The sequence below is a fragment of the Thioalkalivibrio halophilus genome (genome assembly GCF_001995255.1).
GTDB classification, from domain to species: Bacteria; Pseudomonadota; Gammaproteobacteria; order Ectothiorhodospirales; family Ectothiorhodospiraceae; genus Thioalkalivibrio; species Thioalkalivibrio halophilus.
Genome location: NZ_MUZR01000047.1, coordinates 1 through 26,531, shown reverse-complemented (window position 1 = coordinate 26,531; position 26,531 = coordinate 1). Strand labels below are relative to the sequence as shown.

The window sequence follows — 26,531 nt, the reverse complement described above, 5'->3', positions numbered from 1 at the left end:
GCACGAAAGGTTCCCGAATCAAACCGTTGTCTGCACGTACGAGCATCCACTGCCCGGTTCGTAGTAGGCTGACCGGCATGAAATGGCTGCCCCGCACCCTCGTCCTGGCCGTGATGCTGCTCCCGTCCCTCCCGGGCGCGGTCGCCGGCGCTCCGGATGGGGCCACGACGGTGGACATCGGTGTTCTCGCGGTGCGCGAGGCAAGCGCAGCCGAGGCCCGCTGGCAACCGACAGCGGACTACCTGACCGAGGCCGTGGGTGAAGATTTCGGCGTCCGCTTCCGCATGCGGGCGATGAACTACCCCGAACTGGAAGACGCGGTGGCGGGGGAAGAGATCGATTTCGTTCTCACCAATACCGGACACTACGTCCAGCTGGAATACGCCCACGGCATCAGCCGCCTGACCACACTGATCGCGTCACACGAAGGCGAACCGGTCCGGCTGTTCGGCGGTGTCATATTCACGCGCGCCGACCGCGACGACATCACTGCGCTGGAACACATCGCCGGCCAGCACCTGTTTGCGGTGCAGGAAGGTTCGCTGGGTGGGTGGCATGCCGGGCACGAGGCCCTGCTGGATGCCGGCGTGGATCCGCGCGAGGAACTCGCCGAGCTGACTTTCACCGACATGCCGCATGACCGCGTGGTCGAGGCCGTTCTCGACGGCCGCGCGGACGCCGGCACGGTCCGCACCGGCGTGCTCGACCGCATGGCCGGGGCCGGGGCGTTCGAACCCGGCGAACTGCGGGTGCTGGAACCGCGCGACACCCCCGGCTTTCCGTTCGAGCACACCACCCGCCTGTTCCCGGAATGGCCGTTCTCGCGCATGGAACATGCCGACGAAGCCCTGGCCAACGCGGTGACCGTGGCCCTGCTGGAGATGCCGGAGGGTCACCCGGCAAGCGGGGCCGGCGAATATTTCGGCTGGGCCGCACCGCTGTCCTACGCCCCGGCACATGACCTGCTGGAACGCCTGGGCGCCCCGCCCTACGAACGCAACCCGGCCCTGGACCCGCTGCTCTACTGGCGCGAGAACCCGGCGGTCACCATCGCCTTGCTGCTGGGGCTGCTGGCGCTGATGGCTGCGGCGACCATGCGCTACCACCGGATCAACCGTGACCTCGGGCGCGAGGTGCAGCAGCGCCGCGAGGCCGAGACCCGCCTGCGCCGGCACGAGGCGGAGCTGGCGCATCGCGCCAGCCACGATCCGCTGACCGACCTGCCCAACCGGGTGCTGCTGACCCAGCGCATGCGTTCGGCGATCAACACCAGTGCCGAAGATGGCGGGCGGGTCGCGATCCTGTTCCTGGATCTCGACCGTTTCAAGACCATCAACGACAGCCTCGGTCACCAGGTCGGCGACGAACTCCTGAAGATCCTCGCCGAGAGGCTCAAGGACCGGGTACGGGCCAACACCATCGCCCGCCTGGGCGGCGACGAGTTCATCGTCCTGCTGGACGATGTCGAATCGCTGGAGGCCCTCGAGGAGCGGGCCCGGGAGATCCTGGCGGTGATCGCCGAGCCCTTCGCGGTGGGCGGGTGGCGCTCGCTGCAGGTCGGAGGCTCGCTGGGGATCACTCTGTTCCCCGATAACGGCGGGTCGCCCGAGGCCCTGATCACCCAGGCGGACGCGGCCATGTACCGCGCCAAGGCCCAGGGCCGCAACACCTACAGCTTCTACAGCGAGGACCTCACCGCCGCCGCCAGCGAGCGCCTGGAGACCGAAAATCATCTGCGCGAGGCCCTGAAGAACGGCCATCTCGAGGTGTTCTACCAGCCGCAGATCGACCTGCGCGAACGCCGCGTGTCCGGGGTCGAGGCGCTGGTACGCTGGCGCGACCCGGACAAGGGGCTGATCTCGCCCGGACGCTTCATCCCGGTGGCCGAGGAAACCGGCCTGATCAGCCCGCTGGGCGAGTTCGTCCTGCGCGAGGCCTGCTGCCAGGTGGTGGAATGGGACCGGCAGGGCCTGCCGGAGCTGTCACTGGCGGTGAACCTCTCGGCCCACCAGATGAACGACCCCGCACTGGTCGCGCGCGTGCGCGAGGTGCTGGATTCCACCGGGATGGACCCCGGGCGTCTGGTGCTGGAGATGACCGAAACCACCCTGATCCAGGCCGAGGGCTCGCGCGAGGTCCTGCTGCAGCTGAAGGGCCTGGGCGTGGCGCTGGCCATCGACGACTTCGGCACCGGGTACTCCTCGCTGGCCTACCTCAAGCGCTTCAACATCGACTGGCTCAAGATCGACCGGGCCTTCGTCCAGGATCTGCCGCACGACCCCAACGATGCCGAACTGACCGTAACCATCATCAACATGGCCCACAACCTGGGGCTGGAAGTGCTGGCCGAGGGGGTCGAGACCGAAGACCAGCGCAGCTTCCTCCAGACCCGCTACTGCGATGCCTGGCAGGGCTTTCTGTGCAGCCCGCCGGTCCCGGCGAACGAGCTGCCGCAGCTGCTGGAAGACTGCGAGGGCGGGGTGGCCGCCGCCGGCGTCCCGCGCTGAGGAAAACGCCGAGGGACTCGCCGAAACCCGGGTCGGCGCCGGTCAGCGGGCAAAATCCGCCAGATGCACCGGCTGGCGACGCGGCCCCCAGTCCCCCGGCCGCGCCTCGAACACCCCGGCGACGGCCGCCCCGCAGGCATTGCAGCAGCCATCGGCGGTGAGGTTCCAGTCCGACAGCCGGTACCAGTCGCGCCCGATCAGCCGTTGCCCGCAGGAAGGACACCAGGTGCTCTGCCCGTCGCGGTCGTGCACGTTCCCCGTATACACGTGATGCAGCCCCCGCTCGCGGGCGATGTTGCGCGCCCGTTGCAGGGTCTCCGGCGGCGTGCGCGGATGGTCGGTCATGCGGAAATCGGGGTGGAAGGCGGTGAAGTGCATGGGCACTTCCGGACCCAGATGCCGGTACACCCAGTCGGCCATCGCCACGATCTCGGGATCGCTGTCGTTCTCTCCGGGGATCAGCAGGGTGGTGATCTCGGTCCACACGTCGGTCTCGTGTACCAGCCATTCCAGGGTATCCAGCACCGGCTGCAGATGCGCGCCGGTCAGGCGGTGGTAGAAGCGCTCGGTAAATGCCTTGAGATCCACGTTGGCCGCATCCATCGCGGAGAAGAACTCGCCGCGCGCGGCCTCGGTGATGTAGCCCGCGGTGACCGCCACCGTGCGGATCCCGCGCGCACGACAGGCCGCCGCCACGTCGATCGCGTATTCGTGGAAGATCACCGGATCGTTGTAGGTGAACGCCACCGAGCGGCATTCCAGCGCCTCGGCCGCCCGCGCAATGGTCTCCGGATCCGCCCGGTCGGCGAGGGTATCGACCTCGCGCGACTTGCTGATGTCCCAGTTCTGGCAGAACTTGCAGGCCAGGTTGCAGCCGGCGGTCCCGAACGACAGCACCGGCGTCCCGGGCAGGAAATGGTTCAGCGGCTTCTTCTCGATCGGGTCCACGCAGTAACCGGAAGAGCGGCCATAGCTGGTCAGCACCACCTCGTCGTCGAGGCGCGCACGCACGAAACAGGCGCCGCGCTGGCCCTCCTTCAGCTTGCAGAAACGCGGGCACAGGTCACACTGCACACGGCCGTCGTCAAGGGCGTGCCAATAGCGGGTGGACACCGTGAAGGCGTCATGCTGCGGGGTATCGGTGGTACGGCTCATACCCTTGAATGTGGTCCCCGAGGTCCCACAATTCAAGGCATGAGTCCCGATTTTGTGGAGCCCGAAATGTCCGCCACCACCGCCATCCGCGAACCCGCCGTCGCCGGGCGCTTCTACCCCGCCGAGGCCGCCGCGCTGCGGCAGATGGTGGAGCGCTTTCTCGCCGAGGTGTCGCCGCCGGAGGCGGATGCCCCGGCGCCCCGGGCGATCGTCGCCCCGCATGCCGGTTTCCCGTTCTCCGGGCCGGTCGCGGCGGCAGCCTACGCCCGAGTGCGTCCGCTGGCCGGCCGCATCCGGCGCGTGGTCCTGCTCGGGCCCTCGCATCGCGTGCCGTTTCGCGGAATCGCCACCACCGACAGCGCCTACTACGGCAGCCCGCTGGGCGACATCCCGGTGGACCGCGAAGCCGTGGATGCCCTCGCCGGGCTGCCTGGCGTGCAGTCCCTGGACGCCGCCCACGGCCCGGAACACAGCCTGGAGGCCCAGCTGCCGTTCCTGCAGGTCGTGCTCGGGGACTTCCGCCTGGTCCCGCTGGTCGTCGGCGATGCGTCCCCGGACCAGGTCGAGGCGGTGCTCGACCGGCTGTGGGACGACCCCGGCACGCTGGTGGTGGTGAGTTCGGACCTGTCGCATTTCCACGACGAGGCGACCGCACAGCGCCTGGATGCGGCTACCCAGCAGGTCATCGAGCGCATGGATGACACCGCGCTGGGGCCGGAAGACGCCTGCGGCTGCCACCCGCTGGCCGGGCTGCTGCGGGCCGCGCGACGCCGCGGACTGGGCATCACCACCCTGGACCGGCGCACCTCGGCGGATACCGCCGGACCGCGCGACCAGGTGGTGGGTTACGGCGCCTGGGCCCTGCAATGACGGTCCCGTTCGAACCCGATACTCCGGCGCGTGAACGGCTGACCGGACTGGCCCGCGACGCCATCCGCCACGCCGCCGGTGACGGCCCCGCGCCCGAGCTCCTCGCGGAGGCGGAACCCGCGCCCCTGAATGCCCCCGGGGCGAGCTTCGTGACCCTCAAGTGCGGGGGTGAGCTGCGTGGCTGCATCGGCTCGCTGGAAGCGCGCCGTCCGCTGGCGGAAGACGTGCTGCACAACGCGGTCGCCGCGGCCACCCGCGACCCGCGCTTCCCGCCACTAACCGCGCCCGAACTGGCAGGACTGGAGTACTCGGTGACCCTGCTGGGGCCGTCCGAGCCACTGGAGGCCACCAGTCGCCACACCCTGCTGGACCGGCTGCGCCCGCGCGAGGACGGGCTGATCCTGCAGGCGGGGCCGCGGCGCGCCACCTTCCTCCCGGCGGTCTGGGAATCCCTGCCCGATCCGGAGGCCTTCGTCGACGCCCTGCTGCGCAAGGCCGGCCTGCCGCGCCATCCGTGGCCCGAGGGCCTGCGGGCCTGGCGCTACGGCTCGCTGGAGTTCCCCGGACGCATGGATACGCGCAATGACTCATAGCGCCCGCGCATGCGATCCAGCAGCACCAGCATCGCCGGGGTGAACAGCAGGGTCAGCGGGGTCGCGAACAGCAGCCCGCCGGCGATCGCCGTTGCCAGCTGGATCCAGAAGCCCGTCACCGGGGCGCCGATGTAGAAATCCCGGCCGGCGAAATCCACGGTCCAGGCCAGCACCATCGGCAGCAGGCCAAGGATGGTGGTGATCGCGGTCAAAAGTACCGGCCGCATGCGCTGCGCCGCCGCCCGCAGCGCCGCCTCGTGCGCCGTCAGGCCGCGCCCGCGCTGCTCGTTGTAGTTGTCGATCAGCACAATGTTGTTGTTGACCACGATCCCCGCCAGCGCCAGCACGCCGATCCCGCTCATCACGATGCCGAACGGCTCGCCGCGCGCCAGCAGCGCCAGCAGCACTCCGGCGGTGGAGAACACGATGGCGGACATCACCAGCAGCGCCTGGGAGAACCGATTGAACTGGGTGACCATCATCGCCAGCATCAGGAACAGCGACATCGCGAAGGCCCCCAGCAGGAAGCGCGCCGCCTCCTCCTGCTCCTCGGCCTCGCCGCGGAACCGGATCTCCACCGCGTCATCCAGCTCGAGGGTGTCCAGCCGTGCCTGCAGCGCCCGCACCCGTTCGTCCACCAGGTACCCGGGCGCGGCATCCGCCTCGATGGTGTAGGCGCGCTGGCCGTCGAGGCGCTTGATCAGCCCGGTGGCCGGGACCGGCACCAGCTCGGCGAAATTCGCCAGCGGCACCAGCCCGCCCGGCGCCGGCAGGTTGAGATTGGCCAGCTGCTGCAGGTGGCGCTGCTCGGCCGGCAGCCGCAGGCGGATGTCCACCTCCTCGTCGGTGAAATCGGGGCGCCAGCTCCCCAGCAGGATGCCGTCGGTCAGCAGCTGCACGCCGTCGCCCAGCAGTGGCACGTCCACACCAAAACGCGCCGCCTGCTCGCGGTCGAAGCGCACCTCCAGCTCCACCCCGGGCAGCGGCAGGTCGTCGCCGATGTCCTCGAAGCCCCCCAGTTCGTCCATCTGCGCGCGGATCTCGCGGATCACCGGCGGGATGCGCCCGGGCTGCTCGCCGGAGGCGACGATGCGGATCGGCCGGCCCTCGCCCGGGCCGTGTTCCTGCGCCCGGAACTGCAGCCGCAGTCCGGGCAGATCCGCGGTGCGCTCGCGCAATTCGGCGATGACCGCCTCCGCCGGCGGGCGGGTGCGCCAGTGGGTCAGTTCCAGCTGGATCACCCCGACCACGTCCTGCGGATAATCGCCCTGCAGGCGCGCGAGCTGGGTCCCGAGGGTGCGGGCATAGGCGTGTTTCACCTCGGGCGACGCCATCAGGCGGCCCTCCACCTGGCGCACCAGCGCGTCCGCCTCGCGCACCGAGAGATCGCCGCGGGCCTGCACCTGGACCTGCACGTTCTCCGGCTCGATCGACGGGAAGAACTCCACCCCGCGACCGAAACTCGCATAGGCGGCGTACGCGAGGACCAGCAACCCGACCGTGGCCCCCAGGGTCAGCCCCGGCCGGTCCACCAGCGGCCGCAGGATGCGGATGTAGCGGGCGGTGATGCCGTGCAGTTCGGCGAAGCGACCCTCCTCCGCCGCGCGCACGAAACGCGTCTGTTCCGCGTTGATCGGCCGCGACGGGCCGATCACCGAACCCAGCACCGGGATGAACACCAGCGCCATTGCCAGAGAGGCGATCAGGGTCACGATCACCGTCGCCGGCAGATAAACGATGAACTCGCCCACCATCCCCGGCCAGAACAGCATCGGCGCGAACACCGCCAGAGTGGTCGCGATGGCGGCCGTGATCGGCCAGGCCATGCGCTGGGCCGCGGCGCGGAAGGCCTCGACCCGCCCGCGCCCCTCGGCGATATAGCGGTCCGCCAGTTCCACGACCACCACCGCGCCGTCCACCAGCATCCCCACCACCAGGATCAGCGCGAACAGCACGACGATGTTGAGCGTGAAGCCCAGCAGGTGAATGGCCAGAATCCCGCCGAGGAACGCGCCGGGGATCGCCAGCCCCACCAGCAGCGCGGCGCGCCCGCCCATCATCACCAGGATCACCAGGGCCACGATCAGCACCGCGGTGATCACGTTGTTCTCCAGGTCACCCAGCAGATCGGCGACATCCTTCGCCTGATCCTGGGTATACGTCACTTCCAGCGAGTCGGGCCATTCGGCGCGCGAGGCCTCGATGGTCGCGCGCGCGGCCGACACCACTTCGAGGATATTGGCGTCCGTCTGCTTGCGGATCTCCAGCGACACCGACGGCTGCCCGTCGATGCGGGTAAAGCCCTCCGGATCGCGATAACTGCGGCGCACCTCGGCCACGTCGCGCACGCGCACCACGGTGTCGTTCTCCACCCGTACCGCGGTGTCCAGCACGTCATCGATGTCGTCGATGGTGCCCGGCACCCGCAACGGGATGCGTCCCACCCCGGTGTCCACCGCGCCGGCGGCCACCAGCCGGTTATTGCGTTCGATCGCGCGACTCAGATCGCCGAAGGACAGCTCGTAGGTCTCCAGCACCAGCGGATCGACCAGCACCTCCATCTGCTCCTCGCGGTCGCCGCCGATGTCGGCCTCCAGCACCCCGGGCAGCGCCTCCACGCGGTCGCGCAGCTCGCGTGCCAGGCGCACCAGCGTGCGCTCCTCCAGCGGCCCCGAGAGATTCACCGTCACCACCGGAAACAGCGACAGGTCCACCTCGGACACCGACGGCTCCTCGGCCCCGTCCGGCAGCTCCGGACGAACCAGATCGACCTCCTCGCGCAGATCCGACAGAGCCTGGCGGTTGTCCCAGCCGGGTTCGAAATCGATTCGCAGCAGAGCGAAACCCTCGCCGGCCCAGGACTGCATCTCGTCCACCCCCGGAAGCCCCTGCAGCTCCCGCTCCAGCGGCTGCACCATCAGGCGTTCGGCATCCTCCGGCGAGATCCCCGGGTAGGGCACGGAAACGAAGAAGATCGGGATGTCGATCTCGGGAGCGGCCTCCTTCGGCGCCACCACCCAGGCCATGGACCCGGTGACCAGGATCAGCAGCAGGAACAGCAGGACCGTCCGGGCATGCGTCACCGCCCAGGCGATCAGCGCATTCACCGCTCGGTCTCCCCGGCCGCCTGCGGACGCACCCGCTCGCCCTCGGTCACGAAGCCCTGCCCCACAGTGATGACCCGGACCTCGTCCGGCAGACCGGTCACCCACACGCCCTCGGCCGCAGTCCGCACGACTTCCACCGGGTGGAAGACCACCCGATCGGCGTCGTCGACGGTCTTCACCCCGACGCGGCCGTCATCGCCCAGGGACATGACCGCCGGCGACACGCGATGGGCCCGGACGATGTCGGTGGGGATCTCCACACCGGCGCTGAGGCCCGACGGCAGCGCACCATCGGGATTGGGGACCTCGACCTCGAGACGGAAGGTGCGGGAGCCCGGCTCGGCCACGCGCGCGACGAAGCGCACCTCGCCTTCCGCGGTGCGCCCGTCGAGGAAGCGGATGCGCGCCGTCTGCCCGCGTTCGACCCGCCCGATCTGGTGCTGCGGCACCTGCACCACCGCCCGCAGCGGGTCATTGTCGATGATCTCGGCCACCGGATCGCCGCGGCCGACAAAGTCCCCGACTTCCGCCAGCCGCTGATGGACGATGCCCGCCAGCGGCGCGCGGATGCGGGTGTTGCGCAGATCCAGCTCGACCGCCTCGCGCGCGGCACGCGCCGCCTCCAGTTCGGCCTCGCGCGCCTCCAGCTCGGTGCGCGAGGCATGCCCCTGCTGATGCAGCCGCCGGGTCGCCTCGAAATCACTCTCGGCGCCGCGCTCGCGCGCGATGGCCTGGCGACGCTGGGCCTCGCGGTCGTCGATGCGCAGGCGGGCCAGCAGATCCTCCGCCACCACGTCAGCACCGCGTGTCACCGCCCATTCGGCCACCTGCCCCTCGGTCTCGGCGCGCACGTGAACCCGCTGGTCGGGTTCCACCTGTCCTTGCAGGACCAGGATGCGCTCCACCGATTCGGCCGCCCGGCTTTCCACCGCCACCGCCATCGGCTGTGCCGCCCGCGGCTCCGGCTCCGCGGGCGGCTCGCGGGTCAGCACTCCCGAAGCGATCCAGGCCACCGTCAGGAGCACGATGCTCCCGGCCGCGATCCACCGTCCGTATCCCGCCATCATGGGTCGCCTCTCGCCATGGCCCGCCCGCGTTTAAAATGTCACTATGCCTTATCACTATAAACGGGGCGGCGACCACCTGTCGGCCGGCACCCCGGAAACGGGCCCCGCGCCCGCACGCGACAGCCCCCTGATGACCGAACAACCGGACGAACCCAGCACCGAAATCCGTGAACTCCGGGCCCGCAAGCGCCTGGTATATGCGCTGGTACTTGTCGGCGGGATCGCGATCACCCTGCTCAGCTGGTGGTTCCGCGGACCCGACGATCCCTTCCTGGCCCGGGTCTATCCGCCGTTCGCGGCTGTCCTCGCCGGGCTGCTGGTGGTGCTGTGGCGGCAATGGCTGACGCTGGAACACCTCGAAGGGCTGATGGTACTGGTCGCCTCCGCGCTGATCCTCGGGCGGCTGGCCTGGCACATGCACTTCGCCGCCGGGATCGAGCAGCAACTGATGGTGCTGGTCGGCGGCCATTTCTGGGCCGTGGGACTGCTGGTCGCCGGCGCCTTCGTGATGCTCGACCGGCGCCGCGGCATGATCGCCGGGATCGTCATCCTCGGGATCTCGATCCTGCTGACGGTCACCGGGGCCCTGCGGGAATACATGGCAGCCGCCCCGCCCGCGGCCGAGACCCTGATGTACCTGGTGCGCGTGCATGTGTTCCTCGGCCTGCTGCTGGCCCTGCTGGCCGCGGTCGCCGGGATGCGCGACCAGCTGCAGCGCGCCCTGCTGCGCGCCGAGATCCTGCACGACTGGGCGACCACTGATCCGCTCACCGGCCTGGCCAACCGCCGCGCCGCCGAGGCCGGGCTGGAACGCGAGATTGCCTATGCGCGCCGCTACGGGCAGCCAATGAGCGTGATCATCGCCGATCTTGACCATTTCAAGGACGTGAACGACACCCACGGCCATGCCCATGGCGATCGGGTGCTGCGCGAGGTCACCGCCCGGCTGCAGGCGCGCGTGCGCGACAGCGACCTGACCGCCCGCTGGGGCGGCGAGGAACTCCTGGTGGTCGCCCCCGGCATCGACCTGCGGGAAGCCACGGCGCTGGCCGAGCGCTGCCGGCGGGCCCTGGCCGAGGAGCCCGTGGCGGGCCTCGGCATCACCGCCACCCTGGGCGTGGCCGAATTCACCCCGGAAGACGACCGCGACTCCCTCCTCGCCCGCGCCGACCGCCAGCTCTACGCCGGCAAGGCCGCAGGCCGCAACCGCGTCGTTCCCCCGCCCGACCCGCTACCCGGCACCTGAACACACCCCGCGAGCGGCGCATGCGGGACGCCGTCCCGTTCGCTATTCGGCACCGCCCGAGTCACCTTCGGGCTCCTCGCCGAACCACACCAGGGCATATTCCTCCGACAGCGCGGCGCCGATGGCCTCCCATTCGACCTCGGACCATACGCCCCGATTGACCATCACCTCGTGATGCGCGTCGCTATCGCGCCAGATCCGCAGCGCCTCCTCCCGGTCCATGCCGGAACTGCGCCAGGCCGCGATCTCGTAACCCGCATGAGGGTAGTCCTCGCCAGTAATCTCACGCGGCTTGCGCCGCATGCACTCCGCCGAAGCCTCGTCGCCAGGGCGATAGCAGCAGGCCGTCCAGTCCCCGTCATCGGACCAGCTGTGCAGGTTGCACTGTTCGCCCTCCGCGGCATCCGCGGACTCCAGATCCTCCAGATGGATCTTTGCGACCTCCGCCAGCGCGGGTGACCAGGCCACCGGTTCCAGCCCCCGATCCTCGCGGTGTTCGTTGACCGTCTCCACCAGACGTTCGCCCGGCGACGGAGGCGTGGCACAGCCGCTGACGAGAAGCAGCAGCACAACGGGCAACAGGCTCGGCCATGCGGCCGGGCGCGGGATCGGCAGGCGTCGCAAGGTCAGTCCTCCAGCATGTAGGCCAGGATCAGCGGCGCGACGATGGTCGCGTCGGAATGGATATCGAAGCGCGGGGTCCCGGGGCGCAGCTTGCCCCAGGTGATCTTCTCGTCCGGTGGTGCCCCGGAATAGCCGCCATAGGTGCTGTCAGCATCGGTGACCTGACAGAAATAGCCCCAGGTCGGGGTATCCTCCAGACCCAGTTCGCGGGTAATCAGCGGCACCACGCAGATCGCGAAGTCGCCCGGGATGCCGCCGCCGATCTGGAAATAACCAATCCCGGGGGCCGGGTCGCAGTTCTCCAGATACCAGCGCACCAGGCGGTTCATCTGTGCCGTACCCGGCTCCACGCAGTCGTGGCGGGCCACGTCACCGCGCATGACCGCGGCGGAAAACGCATTGCCGGTGGAGGAGTCTTCCCAGCCGGGGGTCCAGATCGGGACGCCGCATTCATCGGCGGCCAGCAGCCAGCTGGCCTCGGGCTCGATGAAGCGTTCGCGCAGCCACGCGTCGCGCAGCACGTCCTGCAGGTAATCGGCGGGCGAAGCCTGGCGCCCGGATCGCGCCGCCGCCTCCCAGCGCCGGATCAGCAGCGACTCCACCGTCTGCATCACCGTTTCCGGGATGCCGATGTCGGTCACCCGGCTGACCCCGCGGGCGTACAGTTCGGCCTCGCGCTGCGGCCCGAGGGTGCGCCAGTCCGGCAGGGTCTCGTAGGTGTCGGCGCCGATCAGGCGAAAGGCGTCCTCCTCGAGATTCGCGCCCGTGCAGGCGATCCCGTGGATCAGGCCGGCGCGGATCGCGCGCGAGAGGATGCGACCGAACCCGGCGCTGGACATCGCTCCCGACATCGACAGGAACATGCGCCCGCCGGCGTCGGCGTGGTCGCGCCAGGCGCGCGCGGCCGCGCGCAGCTCGCGGGCGTTGAAATGCCCGTAATGGCGCTCGATGAACTCTGCGACCTGCATCCGCTCAGCCCCCGGCCCCGGCGCCCGAGTAGACGCCGCCCGAGCTGCCCCGCTCGGAGATGGTCTGACCGAACCCCCCGCGATCGGAGCGGTTGCTCACCCGGCCGGCGATGGGCGCGCCCGGCGCCGGGATGATCGGCATCGGGATCACCCAGGTCTCGGGGTCGCCCAGGGTCATGCGGGCGGTGTCGAAGCCGGCGGTGTAGAGCTCGTGCAGCCAGTTGGCCAGATCGTCCTCGGGCGTGGCATCGGCGTCCGCGGCCACGTGCACGACCCGCGCGATACCGGCGGAGCGCAGGCTCTCCGGCCCGGGGAGGATGGAGTCATCGATGAAATAGCGGTTGTCGTAATCGCCGGGGCCCGGCGTCGCGGACGTCAGACGGCGGGCATCGCAGACCCACACCGGCGGCGCGTCCGCGGGCACGCCGCGCGCCCAGCGCGCCGCCACACGCGGGGCCATGGTCACCATCGCGTTCACGACTTCACGCGAGTCGACCATGATGCGGGGATCCCCCGCGTGCGGGGGCGCGGCCGTGGGTTCCGCGTCCAGCCGGCGTATCATGCCCGCGGGCTCGGAGTTGGCCCGCGGCCAGTGATCGAAGGTCGCGATCAGCTGACAGGTCCCTTCGGCAAACAGCGTCGCCGCCATCTGCACGCTCAGACCGCCCGGCAGATCCACCACCGTCAGGGTATCCGGGCGCAACCAGTCCCAGGTACCCGGCGGGCGCTCGGCGGCAATCCGCTCGTGCAGCCGCTGCTCGTGTGGCTGCAGCTTGAGGCGATCGATCCCGGCGAACAGCGTCGGGCAGTGATACGGCCGCCACGCCCCTTCCGGGTGCGGCCCGTACAGGCGGTACAGCCGTTCATGGTGCATGTAGTCACGCCAGTCTTCGGAGACCGTCTGACCCTCCACCGGCGGTGCGGCATCGGGGTCTTCGGTGCCGGTCCCCAGCGGGGACCCGAGGCGCTCAAGCAGTTGTAACCATCGTCGGGACATAGCTCGCATCATGCTGGATCACGGGATGACGGCTGACCCGGGTGTGATACCCGGCGAACTCGCCGTCGACGAGAAAGACCCCCACCACGGGGTAGCCCATGCCATGGGAAAACCACAGTGGTGCGGGTTCGAAGAATTCCTGCAGGACGAAGCCCTGCGGGTCCTGCAGCGCGGTATCCAGGGCCTCGTCCCAGGCCTGCGCCGACAGCGCGGCGCCAATCCGGATGCCCTCGCCCATGCGTCCGTAGGTGCGTTTCAGCACCCATTCCTCGCGCGCGGCCAGCCAGGCGTCACGCCCCTCCGCCCGGGGATAGCACGAACGGGTGAAGTCACGCGCCAGCGTGGCCTGCGTGGCCTCGGACAGGCCCAGCGCATGTTCGGCCGGAGCCGCGTGAAAGCGCTTGCTCTCCGCCACCACGGCGGTCAGCGGGTTCATGCAGGGCACCTCCTGCGCAACCCGCAGCCACGCCTGCGGGTCGGGCAGCCCGGGAATCCATTCCGCGGGGTAATGCCGGAACAGCGCATCCACCGGCCGATCGAACAGGTGCGGACGGCCATCACGCCACTGCAGATTGGCCGGCGAGCCGATGACCGTCGCATGCCCGGCCGCTTCCAGCCATCGCGCCACCGCGGCGACCTGCTGCAGATCCACCGACCATGCGGTCGCGTGGACCAGGCCGATGCGCGGCCACGGCGCCAGCGCGGCGGTGATCGCCGCGGCCAGGTCCCCGGCCGGCTGCATCCCGCGCACGCCCGTCGCCGCGGCGACGGTGGCGTCCAGCTCCGCGGTCTCGGCCAGCCCGCCGGGCACGTCCTGATTGAACTCGCTGATCCGCCAGCATTCGTCGGTGCTCCAGTGGAAGTCACAGCGCGTCAGCCGCGGTCCGGGGGCGGGCGCCGTGGCCACGACCTCGCACAGTTCGGCCGGCACCCCCACCGCCTCGAGACAGGCCGGCTGAGTGCGCACCGCCTCCTCCATCTCGCACTGTGCCGCCCGGGCGGTCTGCGCACGCCGCACCAGCGCCCGGTGCTCTTCGGCGCCCAGCACCAGAAAATCCGGCAGCACCGTGGGGTCGCCGGCCTGGTGCATGTCCCACTTGCCCAGCTGCAGGGACAGCCGTTCCAGCAGGCGGCGCACCTGCGGCGGCTCCAGCGGCCAGGGTTCGGTTCTCACCCGCGCAGTCCCAGCAGGGTCGAGACCAGCGGTGCCAGCACGACTCCGGCCAGCGCCAGCAGGATGTAGACCCCGCCCTCGCGATCGCGCGAGCGGACCGCCGGCACGCCTTCGTCGCCGGCCTGATTGCCGGCATGGGCCGGCGCGGGCGGCCGCATCACCTCGTGGCCCAGCACCGGCAGGGCGATCACGCTGAATCCGATCAGGGCATCGGCGAATCCGCGATAGTCGCCGTGTACCGCGTAGGTCAGGGTGATCGCACAGGCGATCATGAAATAGGCGGCCGCCTTGGCGTCCTCCATGTTGCGATCGCGCACCACACGGCGGTAGAAGTCGGTCTTCTCCCGTCGGATCCACAGCCCCAGGGTCAAGACCAGGATCAGCCAGCCCATGCCGAAGAACCACGGGGTGATCCACCAGCCATCCTCGTAGCCCGGCAGCACCTCGAAGACCCAGCCGTACTCCAGCCCGCCGGCCTCCAGATCGCCCCAGCTCGCGCCGCCGAAGATCATCCCGGTCGCCAGCACGAACGCACCGAGGAAGACCCCGGCGGCAAGATTGCCACGCTCGAACACGTCCACCTGCAGGCGCGGGCCGAACAGCTGCCCGGCCACCTGTCCGAAGACCTTGATCGCGGCGAACGCCATCAGGGCGTAGAGCACGAACCAGAACCCCTCGATGGTCGGGTCGGCGTGATGCACAAGCACCCACAGGCACCATGCAAAACCCAGGATGATCCCCAGACGCACCGCGCCGATCGCCGCATTGCCCCGCCGATACAACGGGTGCAGGCGCGAGGCGCGGTTCCAGAGCAGGCCAAAGAAGGAGATGACCAGCGCCATCCCGAACACCACACCGGTGTCCGGCCAGAAGATGTCGGCCTCATAAAAGAAGACCGCGGACAGGGCGCCGACCCACACCCCGATCATCAGGGGCCCGATCATCTTCTGCAACAGATAGACTTTATGATCCGTGTGCATCTTGCGCCCCATCCGGAAACACGCCCAGCGGCTGGGCCATACAATGGAAGGTGCCCCCGAGATGCACCAGCGCGCGGGCATCCAGACCCACCGGCCGGTGGTCCGGCAGGCAGTCGGCCAGCACCCCCAGCGCGATCGCATCCTCCGGTACGCCGAACTGCGGCACGATCACGCGCCCGGGAGCGATGTAGAAATTGGCGTAACTCGCCGGCAGCCATTCATCATCGGGACCCTGCAGCACGGGGGCCGGCAGACTCACGACCTCGGGCGGGCCGGTCACCAGATCCAGCGCGCTCAGACGCCGATGCATGTCCTCCAGCATCGCCGCGTCCGGGTGCGCCCCGTCTGCCGAACGCATCGCCACGATGCGATCCGGGGCCACGAAACGGGCCAGGTTGTCGATATGACCGTCAGTATCATCCCCGCTCAGGCCACGCGGCAGCCAGTGCACCCGCCGCACGCCCAGGGTCGTGCGCAGGGCCCGTTCCATCTCCGGCATGTCGGGATTGTCACGCGCGGGCGCGCCCAGCACCGATTCGGTGGTCAGCAGATCCCCGGCCCCGCTGGATTCCAGCGCGCCCCCCTCCAGCGTCAGCGGCAGGCGCTCGCGCCGCTGGGGCCAGCGCATCCAGTTCGCAGGGGTGCTTGTTGCCCCAGCCGTTGAAGCCACCGTCGACCAGCAACGTCCGTGAACCCTCGCGGACCCACAGGGGGCCGGCATCGCGCATCCAGATGTCGTTGACCGGCAGCGGCTCCAGCCGCAGCGAGATCCCGTCCTCGCCCCCCAGCAACGCACCCGCATCTTCGCGTTCCTCGGGCGATACCAGCACGCATACGGGTTCCACCTCGCGCAACTCGGCGACCAGCTCCCGAAAGGCCGCCAGCACGCCGGCGTATTGCCCGCGCCAGGCCTGCTCCGCGGACGGCCATGCGAGCAGCGTGCCGCCTCGCGGTTCCCACTCCGCCGGAAACCTGCGGACGGGTGCGGTCGGATGCGTTCTCGCCGCACCCGCAACATGATCGTCCGTATCCGCTGCCGCCGGCACCGCCCCCATGACCTCTCCCCTCCCCCCTTGAAGACACCCCGAAGGTCACACTCCGGGCGCGGATAATGCCACAACCCTGCGAAGCCCTCCACCGGACCACTCCGGCACGCGTTACACTGCGATGAACAGTCGTCACAATTACGGGCGAGGAGCCGGAACCACATGTGGCTTAGGGTCACCAGCGAACTGGACATGCATCTGACGGCGGCCAGCCCGATGCTGCTGCTCCTGCGCCCGCGCAGCGACGCCCATCAATGGGTGGCCGCCGATCGCTATCGGGTTACCCCCGACATCGACGTCGCCGAATACACCGACCGCCACGGCAACCTGTGCCAGCGGCTGATGGCGCCGGCCGGACCATTCTCGATCCATGTCAGCGCCGATGTGCGCATCCGCCCGGAGCCGGTTCACGTCACCGACGCGCTGTTCGTCCCGGTCGAACAACTGCCCGACGACGTGCTGGTCTACCTCCTGCCCAGTCGCTTCTGCGAAGCGGACCGGCTGGGCCGGAAGGCCTGGGAAATCGTGGGTGGCTGCCGCCCGGGCCACGAACAGGTCACCGCGATCTCGCGCTGGATCCATAGCCACATCGAATACCGCACGGAAACCGACCCGACCCCGATCTCCGCCAGCGAGGTCCTGGCGCGCGGCAGTGGGGTGTGTCGCGATCTCGCCCATCTGGGCATGGCCCTTTGTCGCAGCCTGAGCATCCCCGCACGGATCACCGCAGGGTACGTGCACGACCTGGAACCGATGGACCTGCACGCGTGGTTCGAGGCCTGGGTCGGCGGGCGCTGGCACACCTTCGACCCGACCCAGGCCCGGCCTGGCAACAGGCGGGTACGCCTGGCCTACGGGCGCGACGCGGCCGATGTCCCGCTTTATCATCTGTTCGGCCCCCCGGCGATCCCCACGCGCATGGAGGTCTCGGTGGAGACCCTGACGCCGGCCGGTTGACCCGGGCGCCGGTTTCAGGAGCCGACCTCAGGAACCGGCCGGCTTCTTCTTGCTCTCGGATTTCGAGGCATTCACCGCACGCTTGAAGCTCCAGTTCCGCAGCTCACGGATCTGCTCGACCATGGTCTTCGACAGCGGGACCGTGCTGATCGCCGCCCGGATGATGTCCTTCTGATTGAACGTCCGCCCCTCGCGGTAGGCCTCGATGCGGGCCGAACGCACCAGCTGCTCGATCTCGGCCCCGCTCCACTCCTTGGTGGTGGCGGTGAGATACCCCATGTCGAACTGGTCCGGATCGCCACCATGATGGCGAATGTGCAGTTCCAGGATCTCCCGGCGCTCGTCGGCGTTGGGCAGATCCAGGAAGAACAGCTGGTCGAAGCGGCCCTTGCGCATCAGCTCCGCCGGCATCAGCTCGATGCGATTGGCAGTAGCCGCGACGAACACCCTGGGCGACTTCTCCTGCAGCCACGTCAGGAAGCTGGAGAAAATGTTCACGTTACCGCCGCTGCCGGTGGAGTCGAAGCCGAAGGCATTCTCCAGCTCGTCGATCCACAGCACCACCGGCGCGATCTCGTCGGCGATGCGGGTCGCGCGGGCGAACGCGTACTCCGGCGTACCAAAACTGCCTGACAGCACCAGACTCATGTCCAGCCGCGCCAGCGGCAGATCCCAGGCCGCCGCAATGGCCTTGGCCGCCATGCTCTTGCCGCAGCCCGACACCCCCATGAACAGCACCCCGGCGGGCAGCGGCACGCCGTCCTCGTAGGCCTTTTCCGAGAACAGGTCGGCGCGCGTGGTGACCCATTCCTTGAGCACATCCAGACCGCCGATGTCCTCCAGCGAGCGCTGCGGCGGGTAAAACTGCAGCACGCTCTCCTTGCGCAGGATCTGGCCCTTCTCCTCCTGCACCTCGCGCAGCAGGGTATCCTCGTCGACGTCCTGCATGCGCAGCAGGCGCGAGGCGAGGTGGCCGGCCTCGTTGAGCGACAGCCCGCGCATGCCCGCCGCCAGACGGAACAGCAGCTCGCGCGAATGGGCCTCGGCGCCGCGACGACCCTCGAGGAACTCCAGCAGCTCCTCTTCGGTGGGCAGATCCACGTCGACCAGGAAGATCTCCTTCTTGATGATGTCCGGCAGATGCAGCTGCGGGCAGCTGACGAACACCACATTGCTGGTGCCTTTCAGCTCGTAGTAAAGATCACGCAGCCCGCGCACCAGCCCGGGGCGCTGGTCGAACCACACCGGCAGATCCTTGAACAGGCTCATGCGCGGCGGATCACGATGCCCCGCGATCCGCGCCAGCGCGTCCTCCGGATCGTGGACGGCCGGCTCGGCCTCCACCGCCGCGCCGGAAGCCGCCTCCTCCGGTGCGGCAAAGCCGCGCGCGGCGGACCACACCTGCAGACGTCCCTCCTCTCCGTAGTACTTGCGGGCCACCTGCTGCAACAGCCGCTCGATGCGGTCCTCGTCCCAGCCCTGCAGGTAGATGATGGGATAACGCGAACGCAGCCCGCGCAGGATCCGTTCCACCGTCGGACTCCGCTTCCCCGCCATGCGCGCTCCTGGTTGTGGAAAATGGCCCCAGTATAGACCTGCTTCCGGAGCTTCCGGATACCCGCCCGCGGCAGCCCCGGGTTTGACCGCCCCCTGATGGTTGTGATTCTTTTCACACAACAGAACGAGGGGGCCAGCATGGTCGACCGCAGCCTGACCGGGCATGAAATCATTCTCGATCCACACGACACGATCCAGTCCCGCACCGATACCCGCGGCGTCATCGACCTGGCCAACCACACCATGGTGCGCATCTCGCAGTACAGCCGCGAGGAACTGATCGGCGCCCCGCACAGCATCGTCCGCCACCCGCACATGCCGCGCTCCGCCTTCTATGCGATGTGGCAGATCATCCAGGGAGGCGACGAGTTCTTCGGTTTCGTCAACAACCGCGCGAAGAGCGGCGACAACTACTGGGTGTTCGTGCGGGTGGCCCCGCGCACCTCGGCCAGCGGCGAGGTCACCGGCTACAGCTCGGTGCGCATCCGCCCCAAACGCGAGGCCGTCGAGGAATGGTCGAAGATCTATGCCGACATCCTCGCCGTGGAACAGAAATACCCCAGGGAAGAACAGGTCCAGGCCGGTTATCAGGCGATCCAGAAGGCCATGCGCAAGCGCGGTTTCCGCCACCTGACCGACTGGGTCATGAAATCCGTATAGCGCGCGGGTATGTTGCAGCACGGTCGCCGCCAGCGTAACGTTTGAGTCCGTGAGAACAACGTTTTCGAGGCCTCGATCCATGCACGCCATCCAGGAAGATCCCCGGCAACAGGAACGCGAGCTGCGCGCCCGGCGCCGTTCGCTCAACCTGCTGGTGGCAGCCACCGCCGCGGTGCTGGCGTTCTGGGCCCCGCCGGGCTACGACTCCCCGGTGGCCACGGTAACCCAGGCGGACTGGTCTCAACTGGACTGGCCGGGCAGCGAAGCGCCGGGTTCGGCCGAAGTCACGGAATTCCGCCCGCAGCTCCCGCCGCCGGGTGTGGATGCCGATCAGGTCACCATGGAAGAGAGCGACGACACCATGGTTCTGACCCTGGATCGCGAGCTGGAGCGCACCTCCGGCGACCTGCGCTCGCGTGACCGCGTCGAGCGCGCGCCCGCCGACTGATCCCCTCTACGCAAGCCCGGATGAGGCCCCGAGGCGTTCGCCTGCCCGTCCTGCGGCTGCTGCCGGCGCTGTGCCTGCTGTTGCTGACGGCCGGGATTGCCGGGTCGGGAACGGCCCTTGCCGATCCCCCGGCCGCCACCGTCACCGCCGGGGGTGAGCCCGTCCCGGTGCAGCGCTACCCCGCCGACCACGGCCCCGTCCTGCTGTGGTTTCCCTCCGAGCATGGCCTGCAGGACGAGCACCGCCAACAGGCCCTGGCCCTGCAGGCACGCGGCGTGGAAGTCTGGCTCACGGATCCGTTCACCGGGCATTTCCTGCCGGAGGCCGCCTCTTCGTTCGACGACATGCCGCTGGCCACCGTACCGGATCTGCTGGACGCCGCACGCGAGGAGACCGAGCGCCCGGTGTTCGTCCTTGCAAGCGACCGGGCCTGGCCCTGGCTGCTCACCGGGCTGCACCAGTGGCAGCAGGCCAACCCCGGCTCGGAGGATCTCGCCGGCGTGCTGATGCTCAGCCCGTTCCTGCATACCGGGGCGGACGCCGCCGAGCCCGAGCTCCAGCCGATCGTCCACTACAGCAACCTGCCGGTCTTCATCCTGCAGCCCGTACAATCTCCGCAGTTCCAGCACCTGGGCCGCGTGCGCGCGGCGCTGGCCGAAGCCGGCAGTTCGGTGGGCGTGAGGCTGCTCCCCGAGCTGCGCGACCGCTATTTCTTCCGGCCGGACGCCACCGCCGCCGAACGCCTCGCACGCGAGGCGCTGCCGGGCGAACTGCTGCGCGGCATGGACCTGCTGGCCCGCACGCCCTCGGCACGCGAGCCGCGCGTGCCGGCGGCGGATGTCGACCTCGCGGTGCGCACCCCGTCGGGCACCGACGCCCGCCTGAACCCGGTGGAACAGCAACCGGACGCGCCGGAACTGATCCGTCCCGATCTGGCCGGTGAGGAACACAACCTGCGCGGCTACCGCGGCGAGGTCATTCTCATCAACTTCTGGGCCAGCTGGTGCCCGCCCTGCGTACACGAGATGCCATCGATGCAGCGCCTGGAAGACGAACTGCGCGACGAGGGCTTTCGCATCCTCGCGGTGAACCTGGGCGAACCGGAAGACACCATCCGCGCATTCATCGAGGACGAGGTGCAGACCGACTTCACCATTCTGCTCGACCCGCAGCAGGAGTCGCTGGAAGACTGGCGCGCCCTCGCCTTCCCCACCAGCTACGTGGTCGACCGCGAGGGGCGCGTGCGCTATGCCCTGTACGGGGCCATCGAATGGATGGAACCCGGGGTCGTCGAACAGATCCGCGACCTGCTGGAGGAGTAGCCGGCAAACGCCGGGCGCGAACGTGCACATTAATCCGGGTTTCCCTAGGATACGGACACCACAACGGAAGCGAGGACGATCATGACGGAAAACACCGAGGGACGACTCCCCAACCTGCCCGTACCCCTGTTCGCCACCGTGATGGGCATGGCCGGCCTGACCCTGGCCTGGCGCACCGGCGAAATCGTCTGGGACGGCCCGTCCACGATCAGTGCGGCACTGACCGGACTGACCACGGTGCTGTTCATCTTCCTCGCGATCGCCTACCTGTCGAAACTCAAGGGCTGGCCGGACAAGGTGAAAGAAGAGTTCAACCATCCGGTCAAGCTGAACTTCTTCGCCGCCACCTCCATCTCGTTGATCCTGCTGTCGATGCTCTGGCTGCCGGTGGCCGAAGGCTGGGCGCTGGCCCTGTGGATCGTCGGCATCATTGGCCATCTGCTGCTGACACTGGTCGCGATGGCGCGCTGGACCGGTGCCCAGCCGATGCCGATCGAGTCGATCAATCCGGCCTGGTTCATTCCGGTGGTGGGGAACATCCTGATCCCGCTGCCCGGCGTGGCCTTCGGCCTGGTCGAACTGTCTTGGTTCTTCTTCAGCATCGGCCTGGTGTTCTGGATCGTACTGATGACGCTGGTGTTCTATCGCTTCATCTTCCACGACCCGCTGCCCGAGCGCATGATGCCGACCCTGGCCATCCTGCTGGCGCCCCCGGCGGTGGGCTTTCTCGCCTGGCTCGAACTGACCGGCGAAGTGGACGCCTTCGCGCGCATCCTCTACTACATCGGCGCGTTCCTGTTCCTGCTTCTGCTGGTGCGGCTGCCGGCGTTCTTCCGCCTGCCCTTCTTCCTCTCCTGGTGGGCGTATTCGTTCCCGGTCGCGGCATTCAGCATCGCCACGATGGAATTCGGCAGGCATGCGGCCCTGCCGCTGATGGAAACCCTGGGCGTGATCCTGCTGGCCCTGACCACCATCCTGATCGTCGGCCTGGCGCTCCGCACCCTGAAGGCGGCCCGCGCCGGCGAGATCTGCCGCCCCGAGTAGGCCGGGGACGCGTCAGAGCTCGTCGCGGACCCAGCGGATGATGTCGGGGGCGCGCATCGCCCCCGGCTGCCGGGCCACTTCCCGGCCCTGTTCGAACAGCGCGAGGGTCGGGATACTCCGGATCCCGAACCGCTTGCCGAGGGTTTCCTCGGCGTCCGTGTTGACCCTCACCAGCCGCACCCGCGGCTCCAGCTCGGCGGCCGCGAGCTCGAATTCAGGACCCATCATCTTGCACGGCCCGCACCACGGCGCCCAGAAATCGATCAGCACCGGGATGTCGCTGCGTTCCAGATGACGGTCGACATTGTGTCCGTTGAGCTCCGCAGGGCGCGCGATGAACAGCGCCCCGTGGCATCGGCCACAGCCCGGCGCCTCGGCGATGCGGCCGGACGGTATCCGGTTCACCGCGTCACAATGCGGGCAGACGACATGCAGCGTTTCATCCATACTTGACTCGAATCGCGGACCTCTGCCTCTTTGTATAGCAGTCCGGCGCCGAAAAGACCGGGACAGGCACCACAGATCCATGCACTTCCCTGCAAATACGGGGAACACGTTGCAGGAAAGCGACAACTTCTGTATCAGTATATGCAGAACCGCCGGAAGCACCCGGCCCGCGAGCCGCACCACAACGCCCCACCCGAACCCCGAACGGTACGCGCATGAGTGACAAGCTCGTCGTAGAAGATCTCTACAAGATTTTCGGGCCGCGCCCGCACCGCGCCCTGGAACTGATGGAGCAGGGTCTGGACAAGGATGCGATCTTCGCCCGCACCGGCAATACGGTGGGCGTGCGCGAGGCCAGTTTCAGCATCCGCGAGGGCGAGGTCTTCGTGATCATGGGTCTGTCCGGCTCGGGCAAGTCGACCATGGTCCGGATGTTCAACCGCCTGATCGAGCCCACCGCCGGCCACCTGTACGTGAACGGCGAGGACATCACCCGCATGAGCCGCAGGCAGTTGATCGACCTGCGCCGGCGCGACATGTCGATGGTGTTCCAGTCGTTCGCCCTGCTCCCGCACAAGACCGTCATCGAGAACGCCTCGCTGGGCCTGGACGTCTCCGGTTTCGATCGTGCCCGCCAGCAAGAACGGGCCCTGCAGGCACTGGAGGCCGTGGGCCTGGGCGCGCACGCCAACAGCTACCCCGACGAACTCTCCGGCGGCATGCAGCAGCGTGTCGGCCTGGCCCGCGCCCTGGCCACCGACCCCACCATCCTGCTGATGGACGAGGCTTTCTCCGCGCTGGACCCGCTGATCCGCACCGAGATGCAGGACGAGCTCATGCGTCTGCAGGAACAGCGGAGCCGGACGGTGGTATTCATCTCGCACGATCTCGACGAGGCCATGCGCATCGGCGACCGCATCGCGATCATGCAGGGCGGGCAGGTGGTCCAGATCGGCACGCCGCAGGAGATCGTGTCGAACCCCGCCAACGACTACGTCCGCTCGTTCTTCTACGGCGTGGACGTGAGCCAGGTGTACTCCGCCGGCGATATCGCCCGCCACGATGCCATGCCACTGCTGCAGACCGGGCAGGCGGACGCCGCCGGGGCCCGGCAGCAGCTGGGTGCCGATGGCTGTGCCGTGCTGCTGGACGAAGGGGCACGCTTCCGCGGCCTGGTCTCCGCACGCAGCCTGACGGACGCCGCCGATCTCGACGCCGCACGCATCGACGGCATCGACACGGTGGAGGCCTCTACCGCCATGTCCGATGTCCTCGGCCGCGCCGCCGCCAGTGACTGGCCGCTGGTCGTGGTGGAAGACGGCCGTTTCATCGGGACCCTGTCGCAGCGCGACCTCCTGCAAACCCTCGACCGGACCCATCAGTAGGCCCATCCCCCATGACGCAAGACGAACCGGACATCCAGGACCACGAAACCGTCGGACCGGTCGAATCACTGGCCGAGTGGTTCAGCGAGACCGTACTGGAACCGATCACCATCGGTGACTGGATCGAGGACGGGGTCGACTGGATCAGCGACAACCTCGAGGGGCTGCTGGACGGGATCGAGGCGGTCATCCGCGCCCTGGTGGACGCGACCGAGTTCCTCCTGCTTTACCCGCTGTGGCTGACCGCCTTCCTGATTGCCGCAGGCGTATGGATGCGCTTCGGACACAAGATCGGAGCCATCACCACCGGCGCGCTGCTCGTGGCCTTTGGCCTCGGGGTGTTCTCGGAAACCGTTCAGGCGCTGCTGTGGTTCCCGCCACCCTGGGTACTCGCCGTATTGATTGTTCTTGGCGGGATCTGGCGGGTCGGCTGGCGTTTCGGCCTGTTCGCGGCGGTGGCGCTGCTGCTGATCTTCTCGATGGAGCTGTGGCCGGAGACCATCCGGACGCTCTCGCTGGTGGTGGCCTCGTCCATTGCCGCCCTGATCATCGGCCTGCCGATCGGCATCGCGATGTCGCGCAACGACACCGTGGAGATGCTGGTGCGCCCGGTGCTGGATCTGATGCAGACCATGCCACCGTTCGTGTACCTGATCCCGGCGGCGATCTTCTTCGGCCTGGGGACCGTGCCCGGCGCGATCGCCACGCTGATCTTCGCCATGCCGCCGGCGGTGCGTCTGACCAATCTCGGCATCCGCCAGGTCAGCCGCGAGCACGTGGAGGCGGGCCAGGCTTTCGGCTGCACCCCGCGTCAGCTATTGTTCAAGATCCAGCTGCCGCTGGCGCTGCCGTCGATCATGGCTGGCATCAACCAGACCATCATGCTGGCGCTGTCGATGGTGGTGATCGCGTCGATGATCGGCGCCGGCGGCCTCGGCGGCACCGTGCTCACCGGCATCCAGCGTCTGCAGGTCGGCGTCGGCTTCGAGGGCGGTCTGGCCGTGGTATTCCTCGCGATCCTGCTCGACCGTATCAGTCAGAGTTTTGGCCAGCGCCGGCGCGAGGGCAATGCCTACGGCAATCTGCTGCGCTGGTTCTTCAGCGGCCGACAGAAGGCCGATGCCTGATCATCCGTTCATCCACGCGGCCGCCCCGAATCCCGGCGGCCGGATGCTCAAGAAGCAACAAGGAGAACCGTAACCATGATGAAGAAGAAACTGCTGACGACCGCCACGGCCGCCGCCCTGTCCCTGGGCATGGCGACCTCCGCCGCACAGGCGGACGACGTGCGCATCGGCTGGACCGCCTGGGCCGATGCCGAGTTCATCACCCAGGTCGCCGACCGCGTGATCCAGGAACGCCTGGACACCGGCGTGGAGCTGGTGCAGACCGACATCGCCCCGCAGTACGCCGGTCTGGCCGGGGGCGACCTCGACCTGATGCTGATGTCCTGGCAGCCGATCACCCACGAGGACTACATCGACCAGTTCGGCGATGACATCGTCGATCTGGGCGTGCTGTACGACAATGCCAAGCTGGGCTGGTTGGTGCCCGCCTCGCTGCACGCCGAAGGCCTGACCTCCATCGAAGACCTGCGCGATGACGAATGGCGCGATCGCCTGAACGGCGAGATCCAGGGCATCGACCCGGGCGCCGGCCTGACCCGTCTGTCGCACGACACCATCGAGGAATACGAGCTGGATTACACCCTGATCGAGGCCTCCGACGCCGCCATGACCGCCGCGCTCGACCGCGCCATCCGTCGTGACGACGCCATCGTGGTCACCGGCTGGAGCCCGCACTGGAAGCTGGGTGCCTACGAGCTTGAATACCTCGAGGATCCGAAGGGTGCCCTGGGCGGTGCCGAATCCATCCACGCCATGTCGCGCACCGGCTTTGCCGACGACCATCCCGAGGTCGCCGCCTTTGCCGGCTGCATGAACATCGACATCGACCTGCTCAACGAGTACATGTACCTGGCCGACGAGGAGTCCACCGGCCACGCGGTGGACAAGTTCTTCAATGACGAGGCCGGGCTGGTCGACGAATGGGTGGCCTGCGCCCGTAACTGATCCCGTCCAGGGAACGCTCCGGCAGCCTCGCGCTGCCCCCGGGCCCGGCCTTCTGGTCGGGCCTTTTTTATATCCGGCGCCCTCCCCGATCGGGCCTCTAATCGGCCAGGGGGCTGGTCTCCTACGGTTGCACCCGGCCACGTAGGAGGCCGGCCCTCCGGCCGATTCCGCATCCGGGCTACCCCTGCGCCGGATCGGCCAGAGGCTGGCCTCCTACGGCCAGACCCTGCCCCGGCAGGAGGCCGGCCCTCCGGCCGATTTTGCGTTCGGGGAATCTCCTGCGCCGAATCGGCCAGAGGCTGGCC

Annotated in this window: 22 protein-coding genes and 1 pseudogene; 12 read left to right on the top strand and 11 right to left on the bottom strand. The window is 68.7% G+C overall.

The window, feature by feature from the left end; all coding sequences use genetic code 11:
* Positions 1 to 77: 77 nt before the first annotated feature.
* Entirely contained in the window at positions 78 to 2,507 is a 2,430-nt protein-coding gene (locus B1A74_RS10675) for an EAL domain-containing protein (RefSeq protein WP_077244634.1), read from the top strand.
* Between the two features lie 42 nt (positions 2,508 to 2,549).
* On the opposite strand, the gene amrS is transcribed toward B1A74_RS10675, so the two are convergent.
* Positions 2,550 to 3,662, bottom strand: coding sequence for an AmmeMemoRadiSam system radical SAM enzyme (gene amrS / locus B1A74_RS10670; RefSeq protein ID WP_077244633.1), 1,113 nt, complete (start codon positions 3,660 to 3,662; stop codon positions 2,550 to 2,552).
* 66 nt (positions 3,663 to 3,728) lie between these two features.
* Here amrS and amrB point away from each other — a divergent pair, with 66 nt between their 5' ends.
* Together amrB and amrA are read left to right on the top strand one after the other, a co-directional pair.
* Positions 3,729 to 4,532, top strand: coding sequence for an AmmeMemoRadiSam system protein B (gene amrB / locus B1A74_RS10665; protein ID WP_077244643.1), 804 nt, complete (start codon positions 3,729 to 3,731; stop codon positions 4,530 to 4,532).
* Positions 4,529 to 5,125 (top strand): AmmeMemoRadiSam system protein A, encoded by a 597-nt coding sequence (gene amrA / locus B1A74_RS10660; RefSeq protein WP_077244632.1) that lies wholly within the window; start codon positions 4,529 to 4,531, stop codon positions 5,123 to 5,125. The genes amrB and amrA overlap by 4 nt, the downstream gene beginning before the upstream one ends.
* On the opposite strand, the gene B1A74_RS10655 is transcribed toward amrA, so the two are convergent.
* Complete coding sequence (locus B1A74_RS10655; RefSeq protein WP_077244631.1) at positions 5,074 to 8,232, bottom strand: efflux RND transporter permease subunit; 3,159 nt, start codon at positions 8,230 to 8,232, stop codon at positions 5,074 to 5,076. The two genes, amrA and B1A74_RS10655, sit on opposite strands and share 52 nt — an antisense overlap.
* A complete protein-coding gene (locus B1A74_RS10650) occupies positions 8,229 to 9,296 on the bottom strand; it encodes an efflux RND transporter periplasmic adaptor subunit (RefSeq protein ID WP_077244642.1) in 1,068 nt (355 codons plus the stop codon). The genes B1A74_RS10655 and B1A74_RS10650 overlap by 4 nt, the downstream gene beginning before the upstream one ends.
* A 133-nt stretch (positions 9,297 to 9,429) precedes the next feature.
* Here B1A74_RS10650 and B1A74_RS10645 point away from each other — a divergent pair, with 133 nt between their 5' ends.
* Complete coding sequence (locus B1A74_RS10645; protein ID WP_077244630.1) at positions 9,430 to 10,545, top strand: GGDEF domain-containing protein; 1,116 nt, start codon at positions 9,430 to 9,432, stop codon at positions 10,543 to 10,545.
* A gap of 42 nt (positions 10,546 to 10,587) precedes the next feature.
* Here B1A74_RS10645 and B1A74_RS10640 read toward each other — a convergent pair whose 3' ends face one another.
* From B1A74_RS10640 to B1A74_RS14610, 6 genes and pseudogenes are all read right to left on the bottom strand, one after another.
* A complete protein-coding gene (locus tag B1A74_RS10640) occupies positions 10,588 to 11,169 on the bottom strand; it encodes a CAP domain-containing protein (protein WP_077244629.1) in 582 nt (193 codons plus the stop codon).
* A 2-nt stretch (positions 11,170 to 11,171) separates the two neighbouring features.
* Positions 11,172 to 12,137, bottom strand: coding sequence for a deoxyhypusine synthase family protein (locus tag B1A74_RS10635; RefSeq protein WP_018947647.1), 966 nt, complete (start codon positions 12,135 to 12,137; stop codon positions 11,172 to 11,174).
* 4 nt (positions 12,138 to 12,141) lie between these two features.
* The gene (locus B1A74_RS10630; RefSeq protein WP_077244628.1) at positions 12,142 to 13,134 is read right to left on the bottom strand and encodes a hypothetical protein; all 993 of its coding nucleotides are present in this window, start codon (positions 13,132 to 13,134) and stop codon (positions 12,142 to 12,144) included.
* Positions 13,106 to 14,308 (bottom strand): glutathionylspermidine synthase family protein, encoded by a 1,203-nt coding sequence (locus B1A74_RS10625; RefSeq protein ID WP_077244627.1) that lies wholly within the window; start codon positions 14,306 to 14,308, stop codon positions 13,106 to 13,108. The genes B1A74_RS10630 and B1A74_RS10625 overlap by 29 nt, the downstream gene beginning before the upstream one ends.
* Positions 14,305 to 15,288 carry a DUF350 domain-containing protein gene (locus tag B1A74_RS10620; RefSeq protein ID WP_077244626.1) on the bottom strand — a complete coding sequence of 328 codons (984 nt, stop codon included), beginning with the start codon at positions 15,286 to 15,288 and terminating at the stop codon, positions 14,305 to 14,307. The genes B1A74_RS10625 and B1A74_RS10620 overlap by 4 nt, the downstream gene beginning before the upstream one ends.
* Positions 15,272 to 16,343: pseudogene (locus B1A74_RS14610) on the bottom strand (agmatine deiminase family protein). The gene B1A74_RS10620 and the pseudogene B1A74_RS14610 overlap by 17 nt, the downstream one beginning before the upstream one ends.
* Before the next feature lie 153 nt (positions 16,344 to 16,496).
* Here B1A74_RS14610 and B1A74_RS10610 point away from each other — a divergent pair.
* Positions 16,497 to 17,291 carry a transglutaminase domain-containing protein gene (locus B1A74_RS10610; RefSeq protein ID WP_018947642.1) on the top strand — a complete coding sequence of 265 codons (795 nt, stop codon included), beginning with the start codon at positions 16,497 to 16,499 and terminating at the stop codon, positions 17,289 to 17,291.
* 27 nt (positions 17,292 to 17,318) lie between these two features.
* Here the strand turns inward: B1A74_RS10610 and B1A74_RS10605 are convergent, their stop codons facing one another.
* On the bottom strand, positions 17,319 to 18,848 hold the full coding sequence (locus B1A74_RS10605; RefSeq protein ID WP_077244625.1) for an AAA family ATPase: 1,530 nt from the start codon (positions 18,846 to 18,848) through the stop codon (positions 17,319 to 17,321).
* Positions 18,849 to 18,986: 138 nt separating this feature from the next.
* Between B1A74_RS10605 and B1A74_RS10600 the strand changes: the two genes are divergently transcribed.
* From B1A74_RS10600 to B1A74_RS10585, 4 genes are all read left to right on the top strand, one after another.
* Entirely contained in the window at positions 18,987 to 19,508 is a 522-nt protein-coding gene (locus B1A74_RS10600; RefSeq protein ID WP_077244624.1) for a PAS domain-containing protein, read from the top strand.
* A gap of 79 nt (positions 19,509 to 19,587) precedes the next feature.
* Positions 19,588 to 19,956: a hypothetical protein gene (locus B1A74_RS10595; protein ID WP_018947639.1), complete on the top strand. Its 369-nt coding sequence runs from the start codon at positions 19,588 to 19,590 to the stop codon at positions 19,954 to 19,956.
* Positions 19,957 to 19,976: 20 nt separating this feature from the next.
* Positions 19,977 to 21,278, top strand: a complete 1,302-nt coding sequence (locus B1A74_RS10590; RefSeq protein ID WP_077244623.1) for a peroxiredoxin family protein — start codon at positions 19,977 to 19,979, stop codon at positions 21,276 to 21,278.
* Positions 21,279 to 21,359: 81 nt separating this feature from the next.
* Positions 21,360 to 22,322 (top strand): SLAC1 anion channel family protein, encoded by a 963-nt coding sequence (locus B1A74_RS10585; RefSeq protein ID WP_077244622.1) that lies wholly within the window; start codon positions 21,360 to 21,362, stop codon positions 22,320 to 22,322.
* A 12-nt stretch (positions 22,323 to 22,334) separates the two neighbouring features.
* Here the strand turns inward: B1A74_RS10585 and trxC are convergent, their stop codons facing one another.
* Positions 22,335 to 22,769, bottom strand: coding sequence for a thioredoxin TrxC (gene trxC / locus B1A74_RS10580; RefSeq protein WP_077244621.1), 435 nt, complete (start codon positions 22,767 to 22,769; stop codon positions 22,335 to 22,337).
* Between the two features lie 215 nt (positions 22,770 to 22,984).
* On the opposite strand from trxC, the gene proV reads away from it, so the two are divergent.
* The 3 genes from proV (at position 22,985) to B1A74_RS10565 (ending at position 26,226) form a co-directional block, all read left to right on the top strand.
* A complete protein-coding gene (gene proV / locus B1A74_RS10575) occupies positions 22,985 to 24,154 on the top strand; it encodes a glycine betaine/L-proline ABC transporter ATP-binding protein ProV (protein WP_077244620.1) in 1,170 nt (389 codons plus the stop codon).
* A gap of 11 nt (positions 24,155 to 24,165) precedes the next feature.
* On the top strand, positions 24,166 to 25,281 hold the full coding sequence (locus B1A74_RS10570) for an ABC transporter permease (protein ID WP_077244619.1): 1,116 nt from the start codon (positions 24,166 to 24,168) through the stop codon (positions 25,279 to 25,281).
* A 75-nt stretch (positions 25,282 to 25,356) separates the two neighbouring features.
* Positions 25,357 to 26,226, top strand: a complete 870-nt coding sequence (locus B1A74_RS10565; protein WP_018870509.1) for a glycine betaine ABC transporter substrate-binding protein — start codon at positions 25,357 to 25,359, stop codon at positions 26,224 to 26,226.
* The last annotated feature ends 305 nt before the right edge of the window (positions 26,227 to 26,531 follow it).

Bases quoted from the DNA above. Each gene is read 5' to 3' on its own strand.
- B1A74_RS10675 (WP_077244634.1), top strand. From the start codon at position 78: ATGAAATGGCTGCCCCGCACCCTCGTCCTGGCCGTGATGCTGCTCCCG.
- amrS (WP_077244633.1), bottom strand. From the start codon at position 3,662: ATGAGCCGTACCACCGATACCCCGCAGCATGACGCCTTCACGGTGTCC.
- amrB (WP_077244643.1), top strand. From the start codon at position 3,729: ATGTCCGCCACCACCGCCATCCGCGAACCCGCCGTCGCCGGGCGCTTC.
- amrA (WP_077244632.1), top strand. From the start codon at position 4,529: ATGACGGTCCCGTTCGAACCCGATACTCCGGCGCGTGAACGGCTGACC.
- B1A74_RS10650 (WP_077244642.1), bottom strand. From the start codon at position 9,296: ATGGCGGGATACGGACGGTGGATCGCGGCCGGGAGCATCGTGCTCCTG.
- B1A74_RS10645 (WP_077244630.1), top strand. From the start codon at position 9,430: ATGACCGAACAACCGGACGAACCCAGCACCGAAATCCGTGAACTCCGG.
- B1A74_RS10635 (WP_018947647.1), bottom strand. From the start codon at position 12,137: ATGCAGGTCGCAGAGTTCATCGAGCGCCATTACGGGCATTTCAACGCC.
- B1A74_RS10630 (WP_077244628.1), bottom strand. From the start codon at position 13,134: ATGTCCCGACGATGGTTACAACTGCTTGAGCGCCTCGGGTCCCCGCTG.
- B1A74_RS10620 (WP_077244626.1), bottom strand. From the start codon at position 15,288: ATGCACACGGATCATAAAGTCTATCTGTTGCAGAAGATGATCGGGCCC.
- B1A74_RS10610 (WP_018947642.1), top strand. From the start codon at position 16,497: ATGTGGCTTAGGGTCACCAGCGAACTGGACATGCATCTGACGGCGGCC.
- B1A74_RS10605 (WP_077244625.1), bottom strand. From the start codon at position 18,848: ATGGCGGGGAAGCGGAGTCCGACGGTGGAACGGATCCTGCGCGGGCTG.
- B1A74_RS10600 (WP_077244624.1), top strand. From the start codon at position 18,987: ATGGTCGACCGCAGCCTGACCGGGCATGAAATCATTCTCGATCCACAC.
- B1A74_RS10595 (WP_018947639.1), top strand. From the start codon at position 19,588: ATGCACGCCATCCAGGAAGATCCCCGGCAACAGGAACGCGAGCTGCGC.
- B1A74_RS10590 (WP_077244623.1), top strand. From the start codon at position 19,977: ATGAGGCCCCGAGGCGTTCGCCTGCCCGTCCTGCGGCTGCTGCCGGCG.
- B1A74_RS10585 (WP_077244622.1), top strand. From the start codon at position 21,360: ATGACGGAAAACACCGAGGGACGACTCCCCAACCTGCCCGTACCCCTG.
- trxC (WP_077244621.1), bottom strand. From the start codon at position 22,769: ATGGATGAAACGCTGCATGTCGTCTGCCCGCATTGTGACGCGGTGAAC.
- proV (WP_077244620.1), top strand. From the start codon at position 22,985: ATGAGTGACAAGCTCGTCGTAGAAGATCTCTACAAGATTTTCGGGCCG.
- B1A74_RS10570 (WP_077244619.1), top strand. From the start codon at position 24,166: ATGACGCAAGACGAACCGGACATCCAGGACCACGAAACCGTCGGACCG.
- B1A74_RS10565 (WP_018870509.1), top strand. From the start codon at position 25,357: ATGATGAAGAAGAAACTGCTGACGACCGCCACGGCCGCCGCCCTGTCC.